The following is a 24,045-nucleotide window of genomic DNA, read 5'->3' on the forward strand; positions in this document are numbered from 1 at the left end:
GCCTCGCTGCCGGGAGGTCACTCCCCCGTCTGCGACGGACGCTCGCAGGCCTCGGCGCCCGCCGCGCTCGGTCCGACGATCCCCGCGGCCACGAGGAGCGCCGCGAGCGTGGCGACCGAGCCGAGCAGCAGGGCCGACCGCGGCCGGCGCGCCCCGGCCGCGCCGAACCTCGCCGGATCCTCGATCCATCGCTTCGACGCCGCGGCGACCGCGAATGCCGCGATCACGAGCAGGACCATCAGCCACGGCGGGCTCGGCACCCCCGTGATGAACGGCACGAACATGAAGATCGGCCAGTGCCAGAGGTAGAGCGAGTAGGAGATGTCGCCCGTCCACTGGACCGCCGAGGTCCCGGTGACGCGTGCCGGCGACCATCCGACGGCCGGCATGCCTGCCCAGATGACCGCGAGGGCACCGGCGACGGGGACGAGGACCACGACCCCCGGGAACACCTCCGGGTCGCGGAAGACGATGATCGGCACGGCGATGAGCGCGAGCCCCAGCCATCCCACCGCGGCCCGGAGCCGTTCCCGACCGGCAGCGACCTCCGGGACGAGGATGGCGAGGATTCCGCCGACGCCGAACTCCCACACTCGCGTGAACGTCGAGAAGTAGGCGAGGTTGTGGTCCTGCACGGTGAGGACCACGTTCCACGCGAATGAGGCGATCGTCGCGGCGCCGAGCACGACGAGCAGGGCGCGCCGCGGGTCTCGCGACCGACGGGCGGCGAACGCGAGCGCGGCGATGATCAGCAGCGGCCAGGCGAGGTAGAACTGCTCCTCGACCGAGAGCGACCAGAAGTGCTGGACCGGCGTGGAGGCGAGGTCGTCGCGCGCGGGGTCCTGCGAGTCGGCAGCGAGCAGCCAGTTCTCGAAGTAGAGCGCGCTCGCGATGACCTCGCGGAAGTAGGAGCGCCACTCGACCCTGGGGACGACGAGATACGTGAGCACGGTGACTGCGACGAGCACGGCCATGGCGGCCGGCAGGATCCGCCGTGCGCGGCGGAGGTAGAAGTCCTTCAGCGAGATGCGACCCGTGCGGGCCGACTCGCGCAGGAGCAGTGCGGTGATGAGGAACCCCGACACGACGAAGAAGACGTCGACGCCCATGTAGCCGGCGGGGGCGACCGCGGGCCACCCGTGGTGCAGCACGACGGCGCACACCGCGATCGCGCGGAGGGCCTGGATCTCGGGCCGCACTGCGGCCCGGGTTCGGATCGACGGGGGAACCATCCGGTCAAGGCTAACCCGAGGTCTCCTCGACGAGGGACGCGCTGCCCGCATCTGGACGCCCGTGCGCGACTGTGGTAGCGGAACGACGAAGGGGCCGGGCCCGAAGGCCCGACCCCTTGCAGGTCGCGATCGCGAAGATTACTTGATGATCTTCGTGACGGTACCGGCGCCGACCGTGCGGCCACCCTCGCGGATGGCGAAGCCGAGGCCCTCCTCCATGGCGATCGGCTGGATGAGCTCGACCGTCATGTCGGTGGTGTCGCCGGGCATGACCATCTCGGTGCCCTCGGGCAGCGTGATGACGCCGGTGACGTCGGTGGTGCGGAAGTAGAACTGCGGACGGTAGTTCGCGTAGAACGGGTTGTGACGGCCGCCCTCGTCCTTCGAGAGGATGTAGGCCGTGCCCTCGAAGTTCGTGTGCGGGGTGACCGAGCCCGGGGCCACGACGACCTGGCCGCGCTCGACGTCCTCGCGCTTGGTGCCGCGGAGCAGGAGACCGCAGTTCTCGCCGGCCCATGCCTCGTCGAGCTGCTTGTGGAACATCTCGATGCCCGTGACCGTGGTCTTCTGCGTCGGGCGGATGCCGACGATCTCGACCTCGGAGTTGATCTTCAGGGTGCCGCGCTCCGCGCGACCCGTGACGACCGTGCCACGACCGGTGATGGTGAAGACGTCCTCGATCGGCATGAGGAACGGCTTGTCCTTGTCACGCACGGGGTCGGGGATCGAGTCGTCGACGGCCTCCATGAGCTCGAGGACCGAGTTGACCCACTTCTCGTCGCCCTCGAGCGCCTTGAGGCCCGAGACGCGGATGACCGGGGCGTCGTCGCCGGGGAAGCCCTGCGACGAGAGCAGCTCGCGGACCTCGAGCTCGACGAGCTCCAGGATCTCCTCGTCGTCGACCATGTCGGCCTTGTTCAGCGCGACGAGCAGGTAGGGCACGCCGACCTGCTTGGCGAGCAGCACGTGCTCGCGCGTCTGGGCCATCGGGCCGTCGGTCGCCGCGACCACCAGGATCGCGCCGTCCATCTGGGCGGCACCGGTGATCATGTTCTTGATGTAGTCGGCGTGACCCGGGGCGTCGACGTGCGCGTAGTGGCGCTTCGGCGTCTCGTACTCGACGTGCGAGATGTTGATCGTGATGCCGCGCTGGCGCTCCTCGGGAGCGGAGTCGATCGACGCGAAGTCGCGCTGCACGTTGGTGGCCGACGGGTACTTGTCGGCGAGCACCTTGGAGATCGCTGCGGTGAGCGTGGTCTTGCCGTGGTCGACGTGACCGATCGTTCCGATGTTGACGTGCGGCTTGGTCCGCTCGAACTTGGCCTTAGCCACTGTGGGTCCTCCTCAGGATCCGTGTAGCAGCACCGGGCGCCGGATTGCGACCGGTGTGCTACGGGGTTGTGTTGTTATGTTACGCGAACCTGTCGGTCCGTGCGTTCGGGCGCTATTCGCCCTTGTTCTTCTGGACGATCTCCTCGGCCACGGCCTTCGGGACCTCCGCGTAGCTCTCGAACTCCATCGAGTACACGGCGCGGCCCGAGGTCTTGGACCGCAGGTCGCCGATGTAGCCGAACATCTCCGAGAGCGGGACGTGCGCACGCACGACCTTCACGCCTGCGGCATCCTCCATGGACTGGATCTGGCCGCGGCGCGAGTTCAGGTCGCCGATGACGTCGCCCATGTACTCCTCGGGAGTACGGACCTCGACGGCCATCAGCGGCTCGAGCAGGACGGGGTTCGCCTTCCGAGCGGCCTCCTTGAAGCCCATCGAGCCGGCGATCTTGAACGCCATCTCCGAGGAGTCGACGTCGTGGGCGGCACCGTCGGTGAGCGTCGCCTTGACGCCCACCATCGGATAGCCGGCGAGGATGCCGACCTGCATGGCGTCCTGGAAGCCCGCATCCACCGACGGGATGTACTCGCGCGGGACGCGACCACCTGTGACGGCGTTCTCGAACTCGTAGGTCTTGTCGCCCTCGACCTCGAGCGGCTCGAGCTTGAACTGGATCTTCGCGAACTGGCCCGATCCACCCGTCTGCTTCTTGTGGGTGTAGTCGTGACGCTCGACCGTGCGACGGAGCGTCTCGCGGTAGGCCACCTGCGGCTTGCCGACGTTGGCCTCGACCTTGAACTCGCGCTTCATGCGGTCCACGAGGATGTCGAGGTGCAGCTCGCCCATGCCCTTGATGACCGTCTGGCCGGTCTCCTGGTTGAGCTCGGTGCGGAAGGTCGGGTCCTCCTCGGCGAGCTTCTGGATGGCCGTGCCGAGCTTCTCCTGGTCGGCCTTGGTCTTCGGCTCGATGGCGACCTCGATGACGGGCTCCGGGAAGGTCATCGACTCGAGGACGACCTGGTTGTCCGGGTCGCACAGGGTGTCGCCGGTCGTGGTGTCCTTCAGGCCGATGACGGCGTAGATGTTGCCCGCCGTGACCGAGTCGACCGGGTTCTCCTTGTTGGCGTGCATCTGGAAGATCTTCCCGATGCGCTCCTTCTTGCCCTTGGTCGAGTTGATGACCTGGGCGCCGGAGTCGAGACGGCCCGAGTAGACGCGGACGTAGGTGAGGCGACCGAAGAACGGGTGCACCGCGACCTTGAACGCGAGCGCCGAGAAGGGCTCGGTCGCGTCGGCGTGGCGCTCGATGATCTTCTCCTCGTCGCGCACGTCGTGGCCCTGGACCGCGGGCACGTCGAGCGGCGACGGCAGGAAGTCGATGACCGCGTCGAGCATCGGCTGCACGCCGCGGTTCTTGAACGCCGAGCCGCACAGGACGGGGTAGATCTCGGAGTTGACCGTGAGCTTGCGGATCGCGCCCTTGATCTCGTCGACCGTGAGCTCCTCGCCGCCGAAGAACTTCTCGAGCAGCTCGTCGCTGGTCTCGGCGACGGTCTCGAGCAGCTGCTGGCGGTACTGGTCGGCCTTGTCCTTGAGGTCCGCGGGGATCTCCTGGACCTCGTACTTGGCGCCCATGGTCACGTCGCCCTTGGCGTCGCCGGGCCACACGAGTGCGCGCATCTCGATCAGGTCGATGACGCCGACGAAGTCGTTCTCGGCGCCGATCGGGAGCTGGAGCACGAGCGGCTTCGCGCCGAGGCGCTTGACGATCGTGTCGACGGTGAAGTAGAAGTCGGCGCCGAGCTTGTCCATCTTGTTGACGAAGCAGATGCGCGGGACGTCGTACTTGTCGGCCTGGCGCCAGACGGTCTCGGACTGGGGCTCGACGCCCTCCTTGCCGTCGAAGACGGCGACCGCGCCGTCGAGCACGCGCAGCGAACGCTCCACCTCGACGGTGAAGTCGACGTGGCCGGGCGTGTCGATGATGTTGATCTGGTTCTTGTTCCAGAAACAGGTGACCGCGGCGGACGTGATCGTGATGCCTCGCTCCTTCTCCTGCTCCATCCAGTCGGTGGTCGACGCGCCGTCGTGCGTCTCGCCGATCTTGTGGTTGACGCCCGTGTAGAACAGGATGCGCTCGGTCGTGGTGGTCTTGCCGGCATCGATGTGCGCCATGATGCCGATGTTGCGGACCTTGTTCAGGTCGGTGAGCACGTCAAGTGCCACGGGGTTCCTCCGGATGTTCAGGAAGGGAAGGGTGGGGGGTGAGCGGATGCCGCGAGGCCGCCGCGAGCGCGAGGCCCGCGGCATCCGCTCGGCCCGCTACCAGCGGTAGTGGGCGAAGGCGCGGTTCGACTCGGCCATCTTGTGGGTGTCCTCGCGGCGCTTGACCGCGGCACCCAGGCCGTTCGAGGCGTCGAGGATCTCGTTGGTGAGACGCTCGGTCATGGTCTTCTCGCGGCGGGCCTTGGCGTAGCTGGTGAGCCAGCGCAGCGCCAGGGTGTTCGCACGGTGCGGCTTGACCTCGACGGGGACCTGGTAGGTCGAGCCGCCGACGCGGCGCGAACGGACCTCGAGGGTCGGGCGCACGTTGTCGAGGGCCTTCTTCAGGACCGCGACGGCGTCCTGGCCGGACTTGTTCGCGACGTTCTCGAGCGCCTCGTAGACGATGCGCTGCGCGAGGTCCTTCTTGCCGTCGACGAGGATCTTGTTGACGAGCTGGCTGACGACCGGCGAGCCGTAGACGGGGTCTGCGACGACGGGGCGCTTCGGAGCGGGTCCCTTGCGAGGCATTACTTCTTCTCCATCTTCGCGCCGTAGCGGCTGCGAGCCTGCTTGCGGTTCTTCACGGCCTGCGTGTCGAGCGCACCGCGGATGATCTTGTAGCGGACACCCGGGAGGTCCTTCACACGACCGCCGCGGACGAGCACCATCGAGTGCTCCTGCAGGTTGTGGCCCTCACCGGGGATGTAGGCGGTGACCTCGGTGCCGTTCGAGAGCTTCACGCGGGCGACCTTGCGGAGCGCCGAGTTCGGCTTCTTCGGGGTGGTGGTGTACACACGCGTGCACACGCCGCGCTGCTGGGGGTTGGCCTTCAGGGCGGGAGCCTTGGTCTTGGTGACCTTCGGCGAGCGACCCTTGCGGACCAACTGCTGAATGGTTGGCACTGCTTCTCCTTGTTGTGCTGCACGGTGACAGCGTTGATGGATTTCACATCACGACCCACCGGCACCGCCGAGCGGCGCTGCCTTTTCAGTGGTGGGTATGCCGTGGGGGCGTTCCGGCCGGGGGCCGGCGCCCTGGTGTGCGCACTGTGAGAACCCGCGCCGCCTCCGTGGATCCGGGGGATCCGTGGGCACGGCACGAGCGCGCGGCAACGCGCACACCCGACCAATGGTAATCCGGCGTCACGATGCGGTCAAATGACGTCTGCACGCCCTCGGCGAACGCCGGGCGGCGTCGACGGCGCGATCAGCCGGTCCAGCCGGGTGCGTCGAGTTCGCGGTCGAGGTCGGCGAGCAGCTCGGCGACCTGCGGCTCGACGAGCCGCTCGACCGCGTTGGCGATGCGCTGGCGGTGCCGCGCGAGCTCGGCGCAGATGCGCCGTCCGAGCTGCTTGGCGAAGTCGTCGGCGAGGCGCACCTCCTCCCGGAGCGCCTCCTTCTCCTGCGGGGTGAACGGACGCGGTGCGGGCTCGGCGGCCTCGGCCGCGGCATCCGCCTCGAGCCCCTGCAGCGTGAACAGGAACGGCTCCCCGGGCGTCGGGTCGGGGTCGAGGTCGAGCCCCAGGAACTCCGGGTCCAGGCCCTCCCCGGCACGATACGGCCGCCTGGCCTTGCGTTCCTCGGCGAGGCGGATCTCACGGTGAAGCATGGGGAGGTTCCGTGCGGTGTAGTCGTCGACCGCGACGTCGATGATGCCCTTCATGCGCATGGAGAAGGCGTGCTGCACCGGGTGCGGCACGTCGACGTCGAGGCCGGCCGCGGCGAGGATCGGCGAACCGAAGCAGCGCGTGCAGAGGCGCACGCGACCGCGGTGCGTCCCCGGTCGCCACCGCGGCAGCCACGCCAGCCAGCGGTCGACCTCGTGGCTCACCCGGGCCTCGACCGATCCCTCCACGCGGTTCACCCTACTGCCGTCGACCGCGAGCGCCCGAGAAGCCATGAACGGATGTCCCGACGCGGGCGCACGGATCACTCGTCGTCGTCGCGCTCCCACGGCCACCTGGGCCGTTCCACCCCGCCCTCCTCGGCGCGCACCGTGACCGCGGCGAGCAGGGCGACGAGGGCGCTCGCGAGCGGGATGATGAGCCCGAATCCGACCGACATGAACGAGAGCGCGAAGAGGAACGCCGCGAGGATGGTGCCGGTGGACGCGGAGTACGCGATCGTCCCGGCCACGACGCCGGACGTCCACGTGACGAGGAACGCGAGGCCGGCCATCGACCAGGCGCGCATCCCCCGCCCCAGGGCCGCCCCGAGCAGGAGCAGCAGGGCGCCGACGGCTACGCCGATGGTGATCGGTCCGACGAGGCGGCCGGCGGCGGGATCGGCGATCGGCTCGAGGTCGGCGAGCAGGCTCGTGAATCCGAACGCCGCCACGATCAGCGCGACGTCGAGCGCCGCCGCGAAGCCGGCGACGGCCCACGCGGAGGTCGCGTTCGACGCCATGCTCCGAGCCTACGCCGCCTCGAAGGGAGCACCCGCCATGAGCGCACCCGGACCGAGGGCCCGAGGGCGATCCGCTCCGCTAGCGCGAGGACGTCACCGTCTGCGGTCCGGCCGCGAGCTGGCGGTCGTACTCCTCGCGCGCCCGGACGTTCCGCTCCGTCATCGTGCGGCCTCGCGCGGCGATCCACCCGCCGAACCAGATGGGCAGTTCGCGGGCGACGATGAACGCGATGATCGCGAACGGGTCGACCCAGCGCTCGGCGACGAAGTCCGCCGCCTGCTGCGGGGTGAACTGCCACGCCGCGACCGTGAGGAGGGAACCTGCGATGTAGGAGAAGTACACGATGATCCCGACCGCGAGGCCGAACACGGCCCAGGTCCACCACGCGGCGCGGTTGAGGATCGCCGCGAGGAGCGCGAACGACAGGAAGAAGAAGACGACCGGGATCCAGAAGACCGGCTGCGCGAGGAACTCGGTGTACACGCGGATGCCGTCGCCGCGACCGGCGCCGTACCACGTGATCACGAGGTACGAGATCGCCGCGTAGAGCAGTGCGAAGCCGACGGTCGCGATCAGGCCGACGAGCACGCCGAAGCCGCGGTTGCCCTTCTCCTTGGGCGGAGTGGGCGCCTGGACGTAGATCGTCTGCGGCATCGGCGGCGCCGGCGTCTCCGGGGCCGCCGTGGCCACGCCGGCTCCCGCTGCGGCGCCGACACCCGTCGCACCGACCGTCTCGGGCACGCCGGTCTCGCGGCGGACGGCTTCGGCGCGCACCGGCTCGGGGTGCTCGTCGATCGCCGTCGTGTCGTCTGCGACGGGCGGGTGGTCGGTGCGCGCCCGCTCGACGGCGGCGTCGAGTTCGGACCGCTCGTCGGCCGCCTCGGCCTGCGTCGGCCCGACCGGCGCGGATGCCTCCGCCGACGTCGGCTCCTCCGCACCCTGCGTCCCGGTGAAGTCGTACTCCTCCTCGGACGCGGCCGGTTCGGGCGCGACGGCCGGAGGCTCGACGCGATCGACGTGCTCCGCATCGGGAGCCGTCGGGTCGACCTGCGCCTGCTCGGCGGCGACGTCGTCGCGCGACGCGGCATCCGTCGACGCGTCGGTGGCGTCGGTCGCGGACCCGTCGTCGGCGGCCGGCTGGTCGGGCTCGGATCCGGGTGTCGTGCTGCTCATCGTCCGCTCCTTCCGGGCAGCACCGGCCGCCCGTGGTGCGGCTCACTCTAGCAACGCGTCGGCGTGCGATCGGGAGGCACGCGCGGGAGGTCGCCCGCGCGTCGCGGTGCGGGGCGGACCCGGTCGCAGGTCAGGCGAAGAGCTGCGAGACGATGTCGAGCGTGTAGCCGCTCACGGCCGGGCCGTCCCAGCGCGTGGCGATCCAGAGGCCCTCGCGGATGAAGTGCGACTCGCCGGCCGAGCCCGCGACGCCCTGGTACTCGAAGATGCAGCGCGTGCCGCCCTCCTCCTGGTAGCACTCCTGGCCGGCGGCCTGGAACGCCGCGATCGCCGCCGCGGCCTGGGCCTCGTCGACGCTCGCGACGTTCGTCACGAGGCCGACGCGTCCGTCGCCTCCCTCCGGGGGGAGCCAGGCGCAGGTGAGCTGCGACGTCTCCTGCAGCACCGGCAGCGCGCCCGCGTCATCCGTCCCGAAGAGCGCCGGAGCGCCGTCGGCGGTCGACCACTCCGGGTTCAGCACGTAGCCGGGAGCGAACGTGCTCGACCAGTCGAACGTGTAGATGCCCGCGCAGTCGGTCGGGATCCGCTCGTCCCGCACCGGCTCCGGCGTCGGGACCGCGACCGGTGCCGGTGCCGGCTCGGCGGTCGGCGCGGGACGGGTCTGCGGCGCCGGCTCGGCGGACTGGCTGTCCGGGGCGGGCAGCGCCAGGACCACGACGAGGGCGACGACCGCGATCACCAGCGCGGACGCGGCGACGATGAGCAGTGTCCTCGATCGGCGGGTGGCGGGGGCAGCGTCTGGCATGTGGGCTCCGGGTCGGATTCGGATGGGACGACCGCCCGAGATACTAGCCCGCGCACCTGTGTGCCGTCATCAGGCGGTGGCGATCGGACGACGACGGGCCCCGGATCGCTCCGGGGCCCGTCGTGTGCGCGGGGCGGCGGCCAGGCCGCCGCCCCGCGGGGATCAGCTGTAGTTGCCGGGGGTGAAGTCGTCGCTCGAGAACGAGTCGAAGTCGACGAAGCTGAGGTCGCCCTCGGTGAACGACGCGTCGTCGGAGAAGATGCGGTTCGGGTAGCGCTCCGCCTTCGCCTCCTCGGTCGCCTCGACGGTGACGTTCCGGTACTTGGCGAGGCCCGTACCGGCCGGGATCAGCTTGCCGATGATCACGTTCTCCTTGAGGCCGACGAGCGGGTCGGACTTGCCCTCCATGGCGGCCTGCGTGAGCACGCGGGTCGTCTCCTGGAAGGACGCGGCCGACAGCCACGACTCGGTCGCGAGCGAGGCCTTGGTGATGCCCATGACCTCCTGACGAGCCGACGCCGTCTTCTTGCCCTCGGTGAGCGCAGCACGGTTGATCCCGTTGTACTTCGAACGGTCGACGAGCTCACCCGGCAGCAGGTCGGTGTCGCCGTGGTCGACGACCGTCACCTTGCGGAGCATCTGCCGGACGATGACCTCGATGTGCTTGTCGTGGATCGGCACGCCCTGCGAGCGGTACACGTCCTGCACGCCGTTCACCAGGTGCTTCTGCACCTCGCGCACGCCCTTGACCCGGAGGACCTCCTTCGGGTCGACGGTGCCGACGATCAGCTGCTGGCCGAGCTCGACGTGCTGGCCGTCCTCGACGAGCAGCGTCGAACGCTTGAGCACGTTGTACGCGATCGGCTCGTCGCCGTTGTCGGGCGTGAGGATGACCTTGCGCTGCTTCTCGGTCTCGTCGATCGTGATCCGGCCGGGGGCCTCGACGATGGGCGACGCACCCTTGGGGGTGCGGGCCTCGAAGAGCTCCTGCACGCGGGGCAGACCCTGCGTGATGTCGTCGGCCGAGGCCGAACCACCGGTGTGGAAGGTGCGCATCGTGAGCTGGGTGCCCGGCTCGCCGATCGACTGGGCCGCGATGATGCCGACGGCCTCGCCGATGTCGACGAGCTTGCCGGTCGCGAGCGAACGGCCGTAGCACTTCGCGCACACGCCGACCGCGGACTCGCAGGTGAGCACCGAGCGGACCTTGATCGACTCGACGCCCGCCGCGACGAGCTTGTCGATCAGCACGTCGCCGACGTCGTCGCCTGCGGCGGCGACGACCTCGCCCTTCGCGTTCACCGTGTCGGTCGCGAGCGACCGGGCGAACACCGAGTTCTCGACGTTCGGGTCGCGCACGAGCGCACCCGTCGAGTCGACCGCGGCGATCGGGAGCTCGAGGCCCTTCGAGGTGCCGCAGTCGTCCTCGCGGATGATGACGTCCTGCGAGACGTCCACCAGACGACGCGTGAGGTAGCCCGAGTCGGCCGTACGGAGGGCCGTGTCGGCCAGGCCCTTGCGGGCACCGTGCGTGGCGATGAAGTACTCCGCCACCGACAGCCCCTCGCGGTACGAGGAGATGATCGGACGCGGGATGATCTCGCCCTTCGGGTTGTTCACGAGGCCTCGCATGCCGGCGATGTTGCGCACCTGCAGCCAGTTACCACGAGCACCCGAGGTCACCATGCGGTTGATGGTGTTGCCCTGGTTCGCGGCGAACTCCTCCTGCATGGCCTTCGCGACCTCGTCGGTCGCCTTGGTCCAGATCTGGATGAGCTCCTGACGACGCTCGAGGTCGGTCGTGAGACCCTTCTCGAACTGCGACTGGACCTTCGCGGCCTGCTTCTCGTACTTCGAGACGATCTCCCGCTTCTGCGGCAGCTCGACGATGTCGGAGAGTGCGACGGTCACGCCCGAACGGGTCGCCCAGCGGAAGCCGGCGTCCTTGATGCGGTCGAGCGTCGCGGCCACCTCGGTCTTCGGGTAGCGCTCGGCGAGGTCGTTGACGATCTGCGAGATCTGCGACTTGCCCGCCTGCGCGTTGAAGAAGGGGTAGTCCTCCGGAAGCGCCTCGTTGAAGAGCGCGCGACCGAGGGTCGTCTCCATCAGGAACGGCTGGCCCGACACGAAGCCCTCGGGCTCCTGGCCCTCGGCGAAGTGCAGCCCCTCGAGGCGGATCTTCACCATGGCGCCGAGGTCGAGCACCGGCTCGCCGGGACGGTTCTGGTCGAACGCGAGGACCGCCTCGGCGATCGACGAGAACGCACGACCCTCACCGGCACCGCCCTCGATGACCGTCGTCAGGTGGTGGAGGCCGATGATCATGTCCTGCGAGGGCAGGGTCACCGGACGGCCGTCCGACGGCTTGAGGATGTTGTTCGACGCCAGCATGAGGATGCGGGCCTCGGCCTGCGCCTCGACGGACAGCGGCAGGTGCACGGCCATCTGGTCGCCGTCGAAGTCCGCGTTGAACGCGGCGCAGACGAGCGGGTGGAGCTGGATGGCCTTGCCCTCGACCAGCTGCGGCTCGAACGCCTGGATGCCGAGGCGGTGCAGCGTGGGCGCGCGGTTCAGCAGAACGGGGCGCTCGCGGATGATCTCCTCGAGCACGTCCCACACCTGCGGACGCGAACGCTCCACCATGCGCTTGGCGGCCTTGATGTTCTGCGCGTGGCTGAGGTCGATGAGGCGCTTGATGACGAACGGCTTGAACAGCTCGAGCGCCATCTGCTTCGGCAGGCCGCACTGGTGCAGCTTGAGCTGCGGTCCGACGACGATGACCGAACGGCCCGAGTAGTCCACGCGCTTGCCGAGCAGGTTCTGGCGGAAGCGACCCTGCTTTCCCTTGAGCATGTCGCTCAGGGACTTCAGGGCGCGGTTGCCCGTACCCGTGACGGGGCGGCCGCGGCGGCCGTTGTCGAACAGCGCGTCGACGGCCTCCTGCAGCATCCGCTTCTCGTTGTTGACGATGATCTCGGGCGCACCGAGGTCGAGCAGGCGACGGAGGCGGTTGTTGCGGTTGATCACGCGACGGTAGAGGTCGTTCAGGTCGGAGGTCGCGAAGCGGCCACCGTCGAGCTGGACCATCGGGCGCAGCTCCGGCGGGATCACCGGGACGACGTCGAGGACCATCGCGGCCGGCGAGTTGCCGGTCTGCAGGAACGAGTTGACGACCTTGAGCCGCTTGATCGCGCGGATCTTCTTCTGGCCCTTGCCCTCGGCGATCTGCAGGTGCAGGTCCTCCGCCTCGGCGGCCAGGTCGAAGGACAGGAGGCGCTTCTTGATCGCCTCGGCGCCCATGTAGGCCTCGAAGTACATGCCGAAGCGGTCCTGCAGCTCCTGGAAGACCGAGTCCTCGGGCTTCAGGTCGCCGACCTTCAGCGTGCGGAAGTCCTCCCACACGCGCTCGAGGTGCGCGATCTGCTCGTCGCCCGACTTGCGGACGCCGGCCATCTCCTTGTCGGCCGCGGCCTCGGCGCGCTTCTTCTGGTCGGACTTGGCGCCCTCGGCCTCCAGGGCCGCGAGCTCCTCCTCCTTGCGCTGCATGAGCTCGGCGATGCGAGCGTCGCGGGCGTCGCCGATGGCCTTGATCTCGAGCCGGAGCTCGTTCTCGAGGCCGGGCATGTCGGCGTGACGACCCTCGTCGTCGACGTCGATCACCATGTACGCGGCGAAGTAGATGACCTTCTCGAGGTCCTTCGGCGCCATGTCGAGCAGGTACCCGAGGCGCGAGGGCACGCCCTTGAAGTACCAGATGTGCGTCACGGGCGCGGCCAGCTCGATGTGGCCCATCCGCTCGCGGCGGACCGAGGACTTGGTGACCTCGACACCGCATCGCTCGCAGACGATGCCCTTGAAGCGGACGCGCTTGTACTTGCCGCAGGCGCACTCCCAGTCGCGGCTGGGTCCGAAGATCTGCTCGCCGAAGAGCCCGTCCTTCTCGGGCTTCAGCGTGCGGTAGTTGATGGTCTCGGGCTTCTTGACCTCGCCGTAGGACCACTTGCGGATGTCCTCGGCGGTCGCCAGGCCGATACGGAGCTCATCGAACGTCGTTGCGTCGAGCAATTTCTCTCCTAGATTCCTGAAGTCGTTCTCGTATGCCTGGCGGATCAGATCTCGTCGATGTTCGACGACTCGAAGCGCGCGGAGATGTTGATGCCGAGCTCCTCCGCTGCGCGGAAGGCCTCGTCATCGGTGTCGCGGAGGCTCACCGCGGTGCCGTCGGCCGAGAGGACCTCGACGTTCAGGCACAGCGACTGCATCTCCTTCATGAGCACCTTGAAGGACTCGGGGATGCCGGGCTCCTGGATGTTCTCGCCCTTGACGATGGCCTCGTACACCTTGACGCGGCCGAGGATGTCGTCGGACTTGATCGTGAGGAGCTCCTGCAGCGCGTATGCGGCGCCGTAGGCCTCGAGCGCCCACACCTCCATCTCGCCGAAGCGCTGGCCGCCGAACTGCGCCTTCCCACCGAGCGGCTGCTGGGTGATCATCGAGTACGGGCCGGTCGAACGCGCGTGGATCTTGTCGTCGACGAGGTGGTGGAGCTTCAGGATGTACATGTAGCCCACGGAGACGGGGTACGGGAACGGCTCGCCCGAACGGCCATCGAACAGCTGCGTCTTGCCGCTGGAGTCGATGAGCCGCTCGCCGTCGCGGTTCGGGAGGGTCGAGTCGAGCAGACCCGCGATCTCCTCCTCGAGCGCGCCGTCGAACACGGGCGTGGCGACCTTGGTACCGGGCTCGGCCTCGCGGGCGCCCTCGGGCAGGCGCTTGGCCCAGTCCGGGTTGCCCTCGACCTTCCAGCCCTGCTTGGCGACCCAGCCGAGGTGGGTCTCGAGCACCTGGCCGAAGTTCATTCGACCGGGGATGCCGAGCGGGTTCAGGATGACGTCGACCGGCGTGCCGTCGGCGAGGAACGGCATGTCCTCGACCGGCAGGATCTTCGAGATGACGCCCTTGTTGCCGTGGCGGCCGGCGAGCTTGTCGCCCTCGGTGATCTTGCGCTTCTGGGCGATGTAGACGATCACGCGCTGGTTGACGCCCGAGCCGAGCTCGTCGTCGCCGTCCTGCGCGTCGAACACCTTGACGCCGATGATCGTGCCCTGCTCGCCGTGCGGGACCTTCAGCGACGTGTCGCGGACCTCGCGGCTCTTCTCGTTGAAGATCGCGCGGAGCAGGCGCTCCTCGGCCGACAGCTCGGTCTCGCCCTTCGGCGTCACCTTGCCGACGAGGATGTCGCCGGGCCGGACCTCGGCGCCGATGCGGATGATGCCGCGCTCGTCGAGGTCTGCCAGCAGGTCGGGGCTCACGTTGGGGAGGTCGCGGGTGATCTCCTCCTTGCCGAGCTTGGTGTCGCGGGCGTCGACCTCGTACTCCTCGATGTGGATCGAGGAGAGGACGTCGTCCTTCACCAGGTTCTGGCTGAGGATGATCGCGTCCTCGAAGTTGTGGCCCTCCCACGGCATGAACGCCACGAGGAGGTTCTTGCCGAGCGCGAGCTCGCCGTCGTCGGTCGCGGGACCGTCGGCGATGACCTCGCCCACCTCGACGCGGTCGCCGGCGGAGACGACGACGCGGTTGTTGTACGACGTGCCCTGGTTCGAGCGGTCGAACTTGCGCAGGTAGTAGGTCTGCGTGCCGCCCTCGTCGAGCTGCAGCGTGACCGCGTCGGCCGAGACCTCGGCGACGACGCCCGCGCGGTCGGCGGTGATCACGTCACCGGCGTCGATCGCGGCGTAGCCCTCCATGCCCGTGCCGACGAACGGCGAGTCGCTGCGCAGCAGCGGCACCGCCTGACGCTGCATGTTCGCACCCATGAGGGCGCGGTTCGCGTCGTCGTGCTCGAGGAACGGGATGAGCGAGGTGCCCACCGAGACCATCTGGCGCGGCGAGACGTCCATGTAGCCGATCTCGTCGGCCGGGAACAGGTCGACCTCGCCGCCCTTGCGACGCGCGAGGACGCGCTCCTCGACGAAGTGGCCCTTGGCGTCGAGCGGCGCGTTGGCCTGGGCGACGATGTAGTCGTCCTCCTCCATCGCGGTGAGGTAGTCGATCCGGTCGGTGACCTTGCCGTCCTCGACCCGGCGATACGGGGTCTCGATGAAGCCGAACGAGTTGATGCGCGCGAACGAGGCGAGCGATCCGATCAGGCCGATGTTCGGGCCTTCCGGGGTCTCGATCGGGCACATGCGGCCGTAGTGCGAGGGGTGCACGTCGCGGACCTCGACGCCCGCGCGGTCGCGCGAGAGGCCGCCGGGGCCGAGCGCCGAGAGGCGGCGCTTGTGCGTGAGGCCGGCCAGCGGGTTGTTCTGGTCCATGAACTGCGAGAGCTGCGAGGTCCCGAAGAACTCCTTGATCGCGGCCACGACGGGGCGGACGTTGATCAGGGTCTGCGGGGTGATCGCCTCGATGTCCTGCGTGGTCATGCGCTCGCGGACGACGCGCTCCATGCGGGACAGGCCCGTGCGGACCTGGTTCTGGATCAGCTCGCCCACCGCGCGGATGCGGCGGTTGCCGAAGTTGTCGATGTCGTCGACGTCGAGGCGGATGTCGACCGCCTTGCCGCCGCGGCGGCCGGGCAGGGTCGGACGGTCCTCGTGCAGGGCGACGAGGTACTTGATCGTGGCGACGATGTCCTGGACCGTCAGCACCGAGTCGGTGAGCGGCGCCTCGAGGCCGAGCTTGTTGTTGATCTTGTACCGGCCGACCTTCGCGAGGTCGTAGCGCTTCGGGTTGAAGTAGAAGTTGTCGAGGAGCGCACGCGCGGCCTCGGCGGCCACCTGCTCGCCCGGACGGAGCTTGCGGTAGATGTCCTTGAGCGCCTCCTCCTTCGTGAGGATGTTGTCCTTCTCGAGGGTGAGCGCGATGGACTCGTAGCCGGCGAACTCCTCGAGGATCTCCTCGGAGGTCAGGCCGAGGGCCTTCAGGAAGACGGTGACCGACTGCTTGCGCTTGCGGTCGATGCGGACGCCGACCTGGTCGCGCTTGTCGACCTCGAACTCGAGCCATGCGCCGCGGCTCGGGATGACGCGCGCCGAGTAGATGTCCTTGTCGGAGGTCTTGTCGGGCGTGCGCTCGAAGTAGACGCCGGGCGAACGGACGAGCTGCGAGACGACGACGCGCTCGGTGCCGTTGATGACGAACGTGCCCTTCGGGGTCATGAGCGGGAAGTCGCCCATGAAGACCGTCTGGGTCTTGATCTCACCGGTGAGGTGGTTCATGAACTCCGCGTTGACGTACAGCGGAGCGGAGTAGGTCTTGCCCTTCTCCTTGCACTCGTCGATCGTGTACTTCGGCGGCTCGAGCTCCGGGTTCGAGAACGAGAGCTGCATGGTCTCGCCGAGGTCCTCGATGGGCGAGATCTCCTCGAAGATCTCCTCGAGGCCGGTGGCCTCGGGAAGGTCCTGACGGCCGGACTCGATGGCCTCCTCGACGCGGGCCCGCCACGCCTCGTTGCCGACGAGCCAGTCGAAGCTCTCGGTCTGGAGGGCGAGCAGATCGGGTACGGTGAGGGTGTCGGTGACCTTCGCGAACGAGAGGCGGCTTGCACCGCGTCCGTTCTTGGGGGTGGGCGTGGATGCGTTGCGCGCAGCAGCCAAGGAAATGACCTCCATGGCCCCGTCGGGGGCCGGTTCACTGTCGGTGGTGGTGGAGTTGACCCCTCAGACGTGGTGCGGATGCCGGGAGACCCGACACGCAGAAGCCGACCGCAATATGAAGGCATAGTGGGTCTGGGAGCGCAAAGGTCAAGCATAGACCGGAAGGCGCGCCGTGTCCAGTCGGATTCTTGATTTGTCTCCGCTTCTCCGGTATAACCCGCGCGAACTCCGTCAGGCGACGGGTCGACCCGGCACGAGGCGCCCCGGCTCGCGATGACGGATGCCGCGTGGGGCTCCCCCACGCGGCATCCGTCGTCACCACCGGATCGACCGGCCGCTCAGGCTCCGATCTCGAGCCGGACCGTCTCGGGACGACCCGGCACGAGGCTCACGTCGACGATCGCACCCGGGGTCACGCGAGCGAGCTGGATCGGCGCGAGCGGCTGGGTGCGGGACGCCGGGACGGGGGTGCCGCCCGGGAGCTGCGCGACGAGCTCGAGCTCGACCATGACGTCCATGCCGATCACCATGGGCAGCTGGCGGGCGGACACCACCGAGGCGGTCGTGCGGACGCGCGCGGCGTCGGATGCGGGGTCGTTCGCGGCGACGGCCGCGGCCATCACGCGATCGGCCTGCTCGAGGGACTGCTGCGCGGCGGCGAGCGTCGCGCCGACGTCCATCCGCTCCCGGACGGCCGTCGCCTGCGCGTTCAGCGTGCGGAGGTCTGCGAGGAAGCCCATGTCACACCGCCGCGTAGATCTCGTTGAACCGGCGGCCGACGCCGCGGTCGGCCTGGATGCGGGCGCCCCAGCCGGCCTGGGCCTGCGCCCACGCCTCGGGATCGATGCCGAACATGCGGGCCACCACGGGCAGCTTCGTCTCGTCGTAGCCGTAGGCCGCGATGCCCTTGACGATCCGGGCGTAGCGATCGAGGTCGACGCCGGCGATGGGCTCGAGCGCGCCCGCGGCGGGCTCCGCGTGCACGGCCTGGGCCGCCATGGCGTCCATCTGCTGCCGGTACGTCGCGGTCCGGTCGGCGAGCGCGTTCGCGCGGTCGATGAGGCCGGGCGCGGCCTTCACCGTCTTCACCATGTCGCCGAGCTGGCTGAACATCATCATGGTTCCTGCTCCTTCTCTTGCGGTTCTTCTCGTGGTTCGGTGTTCGGTGCGGGATCGAGTGGGGATCGGATCGGATGCCGCGGCGGGTTCCCCGGCCCGCCGCGGCACCGGGCTCATCGCGTCGAGCGCGGCCTGGCGGCGACGAAGAGGAGCCCGATCCCGGCGAGGATCGCCGCGATCGCGAGCGACGGTCGGGGATCGGCCCCCGTGCGGGCGAGGCTGCCGACGGGTGCGGCCGTCGCGAGCTCCTCGGCGGATTCGTGGCGAACGGGTTCGGCGGGCTCGTCGACGTCGGCCGGCCCCGGCTCCTCGTGCGGGGCGGGCTCGGTCGGCTCGCCCGGCTCTCCAGGCTCGGTCGGTTCCCCGGGTTCTGCGGGCTCCCCGGGCTCTGAAGGCTCCCCGGGCTCTGAAGGCTCGCCCGGCTCCCCCGGCTCCCCCGGCTCTCCCGGATCAGCGGGCTCGGGCTCGGGCTCGGGCTCGGGCTCCGGCTCCGGCTCGGGCTCGGGCTCGGGCTCCGGCTCGGGCTCGGGCTCCGGCTCCGGCTCCGGCGCGGGCTCGGGCTCGGGCTCGGGCTCCACGCTCGGGAGCACCTCGAGGGTGATCGTCGCCCAGTTGCTCAGCGCGCCGTGCGCATCGCGCAGTCGATAGCCGAAGCTCAGCGGGCCGACGAAGTCGGGGGCGGGTTCGTAGATGATGCTGCCGTTGTTCGGGCTCCAGGACACGCCGTGCGTGGGTCCGTAGATGTCCGTGACGTGCCCGACGATCGCGTCCCCGTCGGGGTCGCTGTCGTTCGCGAGGAAGCCGGGCGCCGGCACGAACATCGTCGTGCCCTGCACGAAGGTGAAGAGGTCGTCCACGGCGACCGGCGGCGCGTTGTCCGCGGCCGACGCCGGTGCCGCGGCGAGGACCGCCCCGGCCGAGGCCATCATCGCGGCGGCCGCGGCAGCCGTGCCTCTCAGTCGTCTCGCCCGCGCGGCCCGCTTCGACGAGCCGTCCCGCTGCTCCTGCGTCATGTCGTGTCTCCTGGTGAGTCGGTGGCGCGGATCCCCTGATCCGCGGGGCGGGTCCCACCCGCCGGTGACGAGCCTGCCCGCGGCCGGGGTACGAGCGGATGGGCAGGCGCTGCTCATCCGCCGTCGACGACTGCTCACCTCACCGGCCCGACTACCCAGGCCCCACGCGCATCACGGGCCGATTCCCCCGTACGGGGGCCAAGATCACGCAACCAGGTTCACGTCGTCGCGCAATACAGTGAGACGACCGGCCACGCCGGTGAACCTGAAGGGCCGAGATGGTGGCGTTGGACACCGGGGGGACGGCCCGGCCGCCCCTCGCGCTCGACGAGAGCTGGCCGCTCGTCGGACGCGGCGCCGACGTCCGTCGTGCCCTCGACGGCCTCGCAGGTTCGACGAGGGCCGTGTTCGCCTACGGCGCTTCGGGCATCGGCAAGTCGCGCGTGGTCCAGGAGGTCGCCGAGCACCTGGACGAGGACGGGTGGCTCGTCCTCACCGCGACCGGGAACCCTGCGCTGAGCGCGGTGCCGCTCTCGGCCCTGGCACCCGTGTTCGCGAGGGAGACGGGTTCCCCGCTCACGTCCGCCGCCGACGCGGCGGAGCTGTTCGCCGTCGCCCACGCCGCGATCGCCCGGCTGGCCGGCGACCGCTCCGTGCTGCTCGCCTTCGACGACATCTCGGTCGCGGACCCGGTCTCGGTGACACTCGTGGCCCAGCTCGTGGAGGCGTCGGTGCTCCGGGTTGCGGCCACGGTCCGCGAGTCCGAGCCGGTCCCCGATGTGCTGGTCCCGGTGGCGACGGCGTCGGACTCGATCCGCCTCGACCTCGGTCCGCTCGGCGTCGACGAGGTCGCGGAACTGCTCACCAGGGTGCTCGGCGGCGCCATCGCGCATCGCGACGTCGTCGAGCTGCACCGTGCGGCGCACGGCAACCCGCTCTTCCTCCGGGAACTCGCGATCGGCGCGTGGGACGCCGGATCGCTCGTCGCGCACGAGGGGCTCTGGCACCTGGCCGGGGAACCCGTCGGCACGCCCGCGCTGCGCGACCTGATCCGCGCCCGCCTCCGAGGCCTCCACGAGGCGGAGCGGGACGCGGTCGAACGTCTCGCGCTGTGCGAGCCGCTCGCCTTCGACGAGCTCGCGCGCCCGGGCGCCGCCGAGGCGCTCGCCGCACTCGAGCTGCGAGGACTCATCCGCGTCGACGAGTCGGGACCTCGGGTGCGCGTCGGGCTCGCGCACCCGCAGTACGCGGCTGCCGTCCGCGAGGCGATGCCGCGCATCCGCGCGCTCTCGCTGCTCGCCGAACAGGCCGACCTCGTCGCGTCCCGCCCGATGGATCCGGGCGATGAACTGCGGGTCGCGGTGTGGCGACTCGACGCCGGTCGACCGAGCGATCCCGCCCTGCTCGCCCGATGCGCCGTGCTCGCGCGGTCCGCGTACGATCGCCGTACCGCTGAGCGGCTCGCCGCAGCCGCCGTCGCGGCGGGAGCCGCCGACGCGCCGACGCTGCTCCTGCACGGCGAGATCCTGTGGTCCCTCGGCCGAGGCGACGAGGCGCTGACCGCGCTCGAGGCGGCGCGTCGCGCCGCGGCCTCGGACGGCGCCGACGAGGCGCTGCTCGCCGCGATCGGGCGCGTGCAGGCCGACGTGCTCGGCGGCGATCCGCTCGGCACGGTCCGCGCCCTCGACCTGCTGGAACGCCTCGAGGGCGAGCTCCCGGGGCAGTCCGCGGCGATCGGGCTCGGCAAGTCCGCGCTGCAGGCGAACCTCGAGTACGGCGACGCCGCGCTCGCCGCCGTCGAGGACGCGGGTCGCCGCCTCGGCGACGGGCCGGAACGCGCATTGCTGGACCTGGCCCGCGCGACCCCGCTCTCCCTCGTCGGGCGCACCGAGGAGGCCGTCGCGAGCGCCGAGCGCGCCGTATCCGCCGCCGCCCGCGCCGACTCCCCGGTGTCGCGGCGCCGCGCCGAGGTGGTCCTCGCGAACGTGCTCGTCGCGAGCGACCGCCTCGAGGACGCCCGCGGCACCCTCGTCGACGCGCTGCACGATGCGATCCGCGACGACGACGAGCCGACCGCGCGCGTGGCCGAGCTGACGATGGGCCGGATCTTCTGGCAGCTCGGCCGCCTCGACACCGCCGCCCGCTGGTTCCGCGACACCATCGGCGGCGCCGAAGTGCACGGGCCGACGTCGTTGCGCGAGTTCGCGCGCTGCTTCCTTGCGATCGTCGCGGCCGAGCAGGGCGACCCGGCTGCCGCCCGCGAGCACCGTGATCGGGTGGTGGCCGGCCTCGAGCAGGACAGCTCGGTCGTGACGCTGGCCGACGCCTGGATCGATGCGGCGGAGGGCGCCGCCGACCGCGCCGCGACCCGGGTGCTCGAGCGTGCCGAGCTCGCGCAGTCGCGCGGCGCGCTGAACGTCGCGAGCGGACTGCTCCATCACGTCACGAGGTTCGGCTCGCGCCCCCACACCGCGTCGTCCGCCGATCGGCTCGAGTCGCTGGCCGCGCGGACCGGGGCTCCGGACGTCGCACGGCGGGCGGCGCACGCCCGCGCCGAGGCCGAGGCGGATCCGGCCGGCCTGCGCGCCGCCGCGTCCGAATGGGAGCGGGTGGGTTCGCTCCTCTACGCCGCCGAGGCCCACGCCTCCGCAGGGCAGGCGGCGCGGGCCGACGGCCGCGGACGGGAGGCGGCGGCCGACCTGCGGCGCGCCGCCGAGCTGTCCGCGGCCTGCGAGGGGGCGAGGACGCCCCTGCTCCGCTTCTCCGAGGGCGCCGAACCGCTCACGCCACGCGAACGCGAGGTCGCGTCGCTCGCGGCCCAGGGCCTGAGCTCGAACGAGATCGCCGGGCGACTGTTCCTCTCGACCCGCACCGTGGACAACCACCTGCAGTCGACGTATGCGAAGCTCGGCATCCGAGGACGTCGCGAGCTGCACCTGCCGACCGATCCGATCGTCGGCCGGAGCTGACCCGGCTCAGGCGGTGACCACGTCGCCGCGCACCTGCTCGAGGCGCTCGCCGACCCGCGCCACCGCGTCGTGCGCGACGCCCAGGTCGGCGAGGCTCGTGAGCAGCGTCTGGACGATGCGGTCGAACGCGGCATCCGTGATCTCGAGGCCCTCGTGCGCCTCGGCGAGGCTGCGGCCCGAGAACGCCTGGGGGCCGCCGAACGCCGCGGCGAGGAAGGCGCGCTGGTGCGCGCGGAGGCGATCGAGGTCGACCTCCCGGAACCACGGTCCGAGCTCGTCGTCGGCGACGACCCGCCGATAGAGGAGTGCGACCGCCGTGCGCACGCCGTCCGGTCCGCCGACCTCGTCGTACAGCTCGGTCATCCCGCCTCCCTCGTCCCTGCGATCCTAGGCCGCCCGCACCCTCCCGGCGCGAGCGCCTCGTCGGCGATCTGCAGGCCGGACTGCGCACCGCGTGCGACGATGCCACCATGGCCCCCCGCATCGAGTTCGAGCGCGATGTCTTCTCGTCGACCGGGTGGACGCTGCTCGTGGACGGCGCCGCCCAGTCGCACGTCGACGCGGACGATCCGACCCGGCTGTTCTTCGAGTACGTGCGACGCATCGGCAACGTCGTCGACGCGCTCGCCGATCCCGGCGCCCCCGTCACGGCGCTGCACCTCGGCGGGGGCGCGATGAGCCTCGCGCGGTACGTCGCGGCGACACGTCCCGACTCGCGCCAGGTCGTCGTCGAGGCCGACGCCCGGCTCGTCGCGCTCGTGACCGAGCGACTCCCGCTGCCCGCGGCCTCGGGCGTCTCGATCATGGTCGCCGACGCGCGCGACGCCCTCGCGCGCCTCGACGCGGCGCTCTCCTTCGACCTGGTGGTCGTCGACCTCTACGCCCGCCTCGAGGCCCCCGCGTTCGTCGACGATCCCGCGTTCCTCGGCGCGTGCCTCGGTCGGCTCGGCCCTGCCGGCGTGATGGTCGTGAACGTGGCGGATGCGCCGGGCGGCCCCCGCCTCGCTGCGCAGGCGCGCGGCATCGCGCGCGCCGACCCCGCGGCCGGCCTCCTGGTGGCGGGCCCGCCCGCCGTGCTCGCCGGCGCCGAGGAGGGCAATGCCGTGATCGTCGCCGGACCCGCGATCCCGCCGCGCGTGGTCGAGCGGCTGCGCGCCGCAGGCCCGTTCCCCGCCGAGGTCCTGCAGGGCGCGCGGCTCGACGCCGTGCTGTGGGGCGCGTGCTGAGCCGGCGCGGGTAGCGTGGCATCCGTGCCGGAACTCGAACGTCGCCTCGCCGTGAGCGGACACCTCGCCAGGCTCGAGGAGTCGCGGACGCGCCCCGGTTCGTGGACCCTCACGGTCGACGGGACCCCGCAGTCGCACGTCGACCTCGAGCAGCCCGAGTGGCTGGGCTTCGAGTACGTGCGCCGCATCGGCCACGCGGTCGACCTCGTGCGCGAGGAAGGGCGGCCGATCACCGCGCTGCACCTCGGCGGCGGCGCGTTCACCCTGCCCAGGTACGTCATCGCGACCAGGCCCGGGTCGCGCCAGCAGGTGATCGAGTTGGAGTCCGACCTCGTCGACCTCGTGCGCGCGAACCTGCCGTTCCCGCGCGGTGCGCAGGTGCGCGTGCGGCACGGCGACGCCCGCGAGGTCCTCGCGAAGCTCCCGGCCGGGCTCGACGGGGCGGTCGACATCGCGATCGTCGACATCTTCTCGGGCGCGCGCACGCCCGCCCACGTCACGAGCGCGGAGTTCCATGGGCTCGTCTCGCCGCGGCTCGCACCGGGCGGCATCGTCGCCGTCAACGTCGCCGACGGCGCCGGCCTCGCGTTCGCCCGTTCGCAGGCGGCGACCCTGTCGCACGTGTACGCGCACGTCGCGCTCGCCGCCGACACCGGCATGCTGAAGGGCCGGCGATTCGGCAACGTCGTCATGTACGCCTCGCACGACCCGCTGCCGTTCGCCGGGCTGCCGCGCCGCCTCGCGAGCGATCCGGCCCCGGCGAAGCTCGTCGAAGGCGACGAGCTGGTGCGCTTCATCGCCGGCGCGCCGGTCGTGACGGATGCCACCGCAGTGCCGTCGCCGCCCCCGGCGCGGTCGGTGTTCCTGAGCAGGCCGTAGGTCGTCGGGACGGGGCGGACGGGA

18 protein-coding genes are annotated in these 24,045 nt (G+C 70.6%); 3 read left to right on the forward strand and 15 right to left on the reverse strand.

Features of this window, described 5'->3' with window-relative positions; genetic code table 11:
• Positions 1 to 17: 17 nt before the first annotated feature.
• The 14 genes from ACFVHK_RS06250 to ACFVHK_RS06315 form a co-directional block, all read right to left on the reverse strand.
• The gene (locus ACFVHK_RS06250) at positions 18 to 1,232 is read right to left on the reverse strand and encodes an acyltransferase family protein (RefSeq protein ID WP_376928059.1); all 1,215 of its coding nucleotides are present in this window, start codon (positions 1,230 to 1,232) and stop codon (positions 18 to 20) included.
• 138 nt (positions 1,233 to 1,370) lie between these two features.
• Entirely contained in the window at positions 1,371 to 2,564 is a 1,194-nt protein-coding gene (gene tuf / locus ACFVHK_RS06255) for an elongation factor Tu (protein WP_129234361.1), read from the reverse strand.
• A gap of 112 nt (positions 2,565 to 2,676) precedes the next feature.
• On the reverse strand, positions 2,677 to 4,791 hold the full coding sequence (fusA, locus tag ACFVHK_RS06260; RefSeq protein WP_376928060.1) for an elongation factor G: 2,115 nt from the start codon (positions 4,789 to 4,791) through the stop codon (positions 2,677 to 2,679).
• A 96-nt stretch (positions 4,792 to 4,887) separates the two neighbouring features.
• The gene (rpsG, locus tag ACFVHK_RS06265) at positions 4,888 to 5,358 is read right to left on the reverse strand and encodes a 30S ribosomal protein S7 (RefSeq protein WP_067948599.1); all 471 of its coding nucleotides are present in this window, start codon (positions 5,356 to 5,358) and stop codon (positions 4,888 to 4,890) included.
• A complete protein-coding gene (gene rpsL, locus ACFVHK_RS06270) occupies positions 5,358 to 5,732 on the reverse strand; it encodes a 30S ribosomal protein S12 (protein ID WP_022889720.1) in 375 nt (124 codons plus the stop codon). Before rpsL ends, rpsG begins: the two co-directional genes overlap by 1 nt.
• A 304-nt stretch (positions 5,733 to 6,036) precedes the next feature.
• Positions 6,037 to 6,684 (reverse strand): spermidine/putrescine ABC transporter substrate-binding protein, encoded by a 648-nt coding sequence (locus ACFVHK_RS06275; protein WP_129234363.1) that lies wholly within the window; start codon positions 6,682 to 6,684, stop codon positions 6,037 to 6,039.
• A gap of 74 nt (positions 6,685 to 6,758) precedes the next feature.
• Positions 6,759 to 7,235, reverse strand: a complete 477-nt coding sequence (locus ACFVHK_RS06280) for a DUF6121 family protein (protein ID WP_376928061.1) — start codon at positions 7,233 to 7,235, stop codon at positions 6,759 to 6,761.
• Between the two features lie 79 nt (positions 7,236 to 7,314).
• Positions 7,315 to 8,409 (reverse strand): hypothetical protein, encoded by a 1,095-nt coding sequence (locus tag ACFVHK_RS06285; RefSeq protein ID WP_376928062.1) that lies wholly within the window; start codon positions 8,407 to 8,409, stop codon positions 7,315 to 7,317.
• A gap of 130 nt (positions 8,410 to 8,539) precedes the next feature.
• Positions 8,540 to 9,214, reverse strand: coding sequence for a hypothetical protein (locus ACFVHK_RS06290; RefSeq protein WP_376928063.1), 675 nt, complete (start codon positions 9,212 to 9,214; stop codon positions 8,540 to 8,542).
• 162 nt (positions 9,215 to 9,376) lie between these two features.
• Complete coding sequence (gene rpoC, locus ACFVHK_RS06295; RefSeq protein ID WP_376928064.1) at positions 9,377 to 13,279, reverse strand: DNA-directed RNA polymerase subunit beta'; 3,903 nt, start codon at positions 13,277 to 13,279, stop codon at positions 9,377 to 9,379.
• Positions 13,280 to 13,323: 44 nt separating this feature from the next.
• Positions 13,324 to 16,815: a DNA-directed RNA polymerase subunit beta gene (gene rpoB, locus ACFVHK_RS06300; protein WP_376928065.1), complete on the reverse strand. Its 3,492-nt coding sequence runs from the start codon at positions 16,813 to 16,815 to the stop codon at positions 13,324 to 13,326.
• A gap of 338 nt (positions 16,816 to 17,153) precedes the next feature.
• Positions 17,154 to 17,555, reverse strand: coding sequence for a hypothetical protein (locus ACFVHK_RS06305; protein ID WP_376928066.1), 402 nt, complete (start codon positions 17,553 to 17,555; stop codon positions 17,154 to 17,156).
• Between the two features lies 1 nt (position 17,556).
• Complete coding sequence (locus tag ACFVHK_RS06310; RefSeq protein WP_376928067.1) at positions 17,557 to 17,934, reverse strand: hypothetical protein; 378 nt, start codon at positions 17,932 to 17,934, stop codon at positions 17,557 to 17,559.
• A 113-nt stretch (positions 17,935 to 18,047) separates the two neighbouring features.
• Positions 18,048 to 18,947 carry an Ig-like domain-containing protein gene (locus tag ACFVHK_RS06315; RefSeq protein ID WP_376928068.1) on the reverse strand — a complete coding sequence of 300 codons (900 nt, stop codon included), beginning with the start codon at positions 18,945 to 18,947 and terminating at the stop codon, positions 18,048 to 18,050.
• 287 nt (positions 18,948 to 19,234) lie between these two features.
• On the opposite strand from ACFVHK_RS06315, the gene ACFVHK_RS06320 reads away from it, so the two are divergent.
• Entirely contained in the window at positions 19,235 to 21,916 is a 2,682-nt protein-coding gene (locus tag ACFVHK_RS06320) for a helix-turn-helix transcriptional regulator (protein ID WP_376928069.1), read from the forward strand.
• Between the two features lie 6 nt (positions 21,917 to 21,922).
• Here ACFVHK_RS06320 and ACFVHK_RS06325 read toward each other — a convergent pair whose 3' ends face one another.
• Entirely contained in the window at positions 21,923 to 22,279 is a 357-nt protein-coding gene (locus tag ACFVHK_RS06325) for a group I truncated hemoglobin (RefSeq protein ID WP_129235977.1), read from the reverse strand.
• A 107-nt stretch (positions 22,280 to 22,386) separates the two neighbouring features.
• Here ACFVHK_RS06325 and ACFVHK_RS06330 point away from each other — a divergent pair, with 107 nt between their 5' ends.
• Together ACFVHK_RS06330 and ACFVHK_RS06335 are read left to right on the forward strand one after the other, a co-directional pair.
• A complete protein-coding gene (locus tag ACFVHK_RS06330; protein WP_376928070.1) occupies positions 22,387 to 23,142 on the forward strand; it encodes a spermidine synthase in 756 nt (251 codons plus the stop codon).
• A 24-nt stretch (positions 23,143 to 23,166) separates the two neighbouring features.
• The gene (locus tag ACFVHK_RS06335; RefSeq protein ID WP_376928071.1) at positions 23,167 to 24,021 is read left to right on the forward strand and encodes a spermidine synthase; all 855 of its coding nucleotides are present in this window, start codon (positions 23,167 to 23,169) and stop codon (positions 24,019 to 24,021) included.
• The last annotated feature ends 24 nt before the right edge of the window (positions 24,022 to 24,045 follow it).

It is taken from the genome of Agromyces binzhouensis, assembly GCF_042672355.1.
GTDB lineage: Bacteria > Actinomycetota > Actinomycetes > Actinomycetales > Microbacteriaceae > Agromyces > Agromyces binzhouensis.

What these genes read in the sequence shown, in the direction of transcription:
- ACFVHK_RS06290 (WP_376928063.1), bottom strand. Translation starts at nt 9,214, where the DNA reads ATGCCAGACGCTGCCCCCGCCACCCGCCGATCGAGGACACTGCTCATC.
- ACFVHK_RS06250 (WP_376928059.1), bottom strand. Translation starts at nt 1,232, where the DNA reads ATGGTTCCCCCGTCGATCCGAACCCGGGCCGCAGTGCGGCCCGAGATC.
- ACFVHK_RS06280 (WP_376928061.1), bottom strand. Translation starts at nt 7,235, where the DNA reads ATGGCGTCGAACGCGACCTCCGCGTGGGCCGTCGCCGGCTTCGCGGCG.
- ACFVHK_RS06325 (WP_129235977.1), bottom strand. Translation starts at nt 22,279, where the DNA reads ATGACCGAGCTGTACGACGAGGTCGGCGGACCGGACGGCGTGCGCACG.
- rpsG (WP_067948599.1), bottom strand. Translation starts at nt 5,358, where the DNA reads ATGCCTCGCAAGGGACCCGCTCCGAAGCGCCCCGTCGTCGCAGACCCC.
- ACFVHK_RS06285 (WP_376928062.1), bottom strand. Translation starts at nt 8,409, where the DNA reads ATGAGCAGCACGACACCCGGATCCGAGCCCGACCAGCCGGCCGCCGAC.
- ACFVHK_RS06310 (WP_376928067.1), bottom strand. Translation starts at nt 17,934, where the DNA reads ATGATGATGTTCAGCCAGCTCGGCGACATGGTGAAGACGGTGAAGGCC.
- ACFVHK_RS06330 (WP_376928070.1), top strand. Translation starts at nt 22,387, where the DNA reads ATGGCCCCCCGCATCGAGTTCGAGCGCGATGTCTTCTCGTCGACCGGG.
- ACFVHK_RS06305 (WP_376928066.1), bottom strand. Translation starts at nt 17,555, where the DNA reads ATGGGCTTCCTCGCAGACCTCCGCACGCTGAACGCGCAGGCGACGGCC.
- ACFVHK_RS06315 (WP_376928068.1), bottom strand. Translation starts at nt 18,947, where the DNA reads ATGACGCAGGAGCAGCGGGACGGCTCGTCGAAGCGGGCCGCGCGGGCG.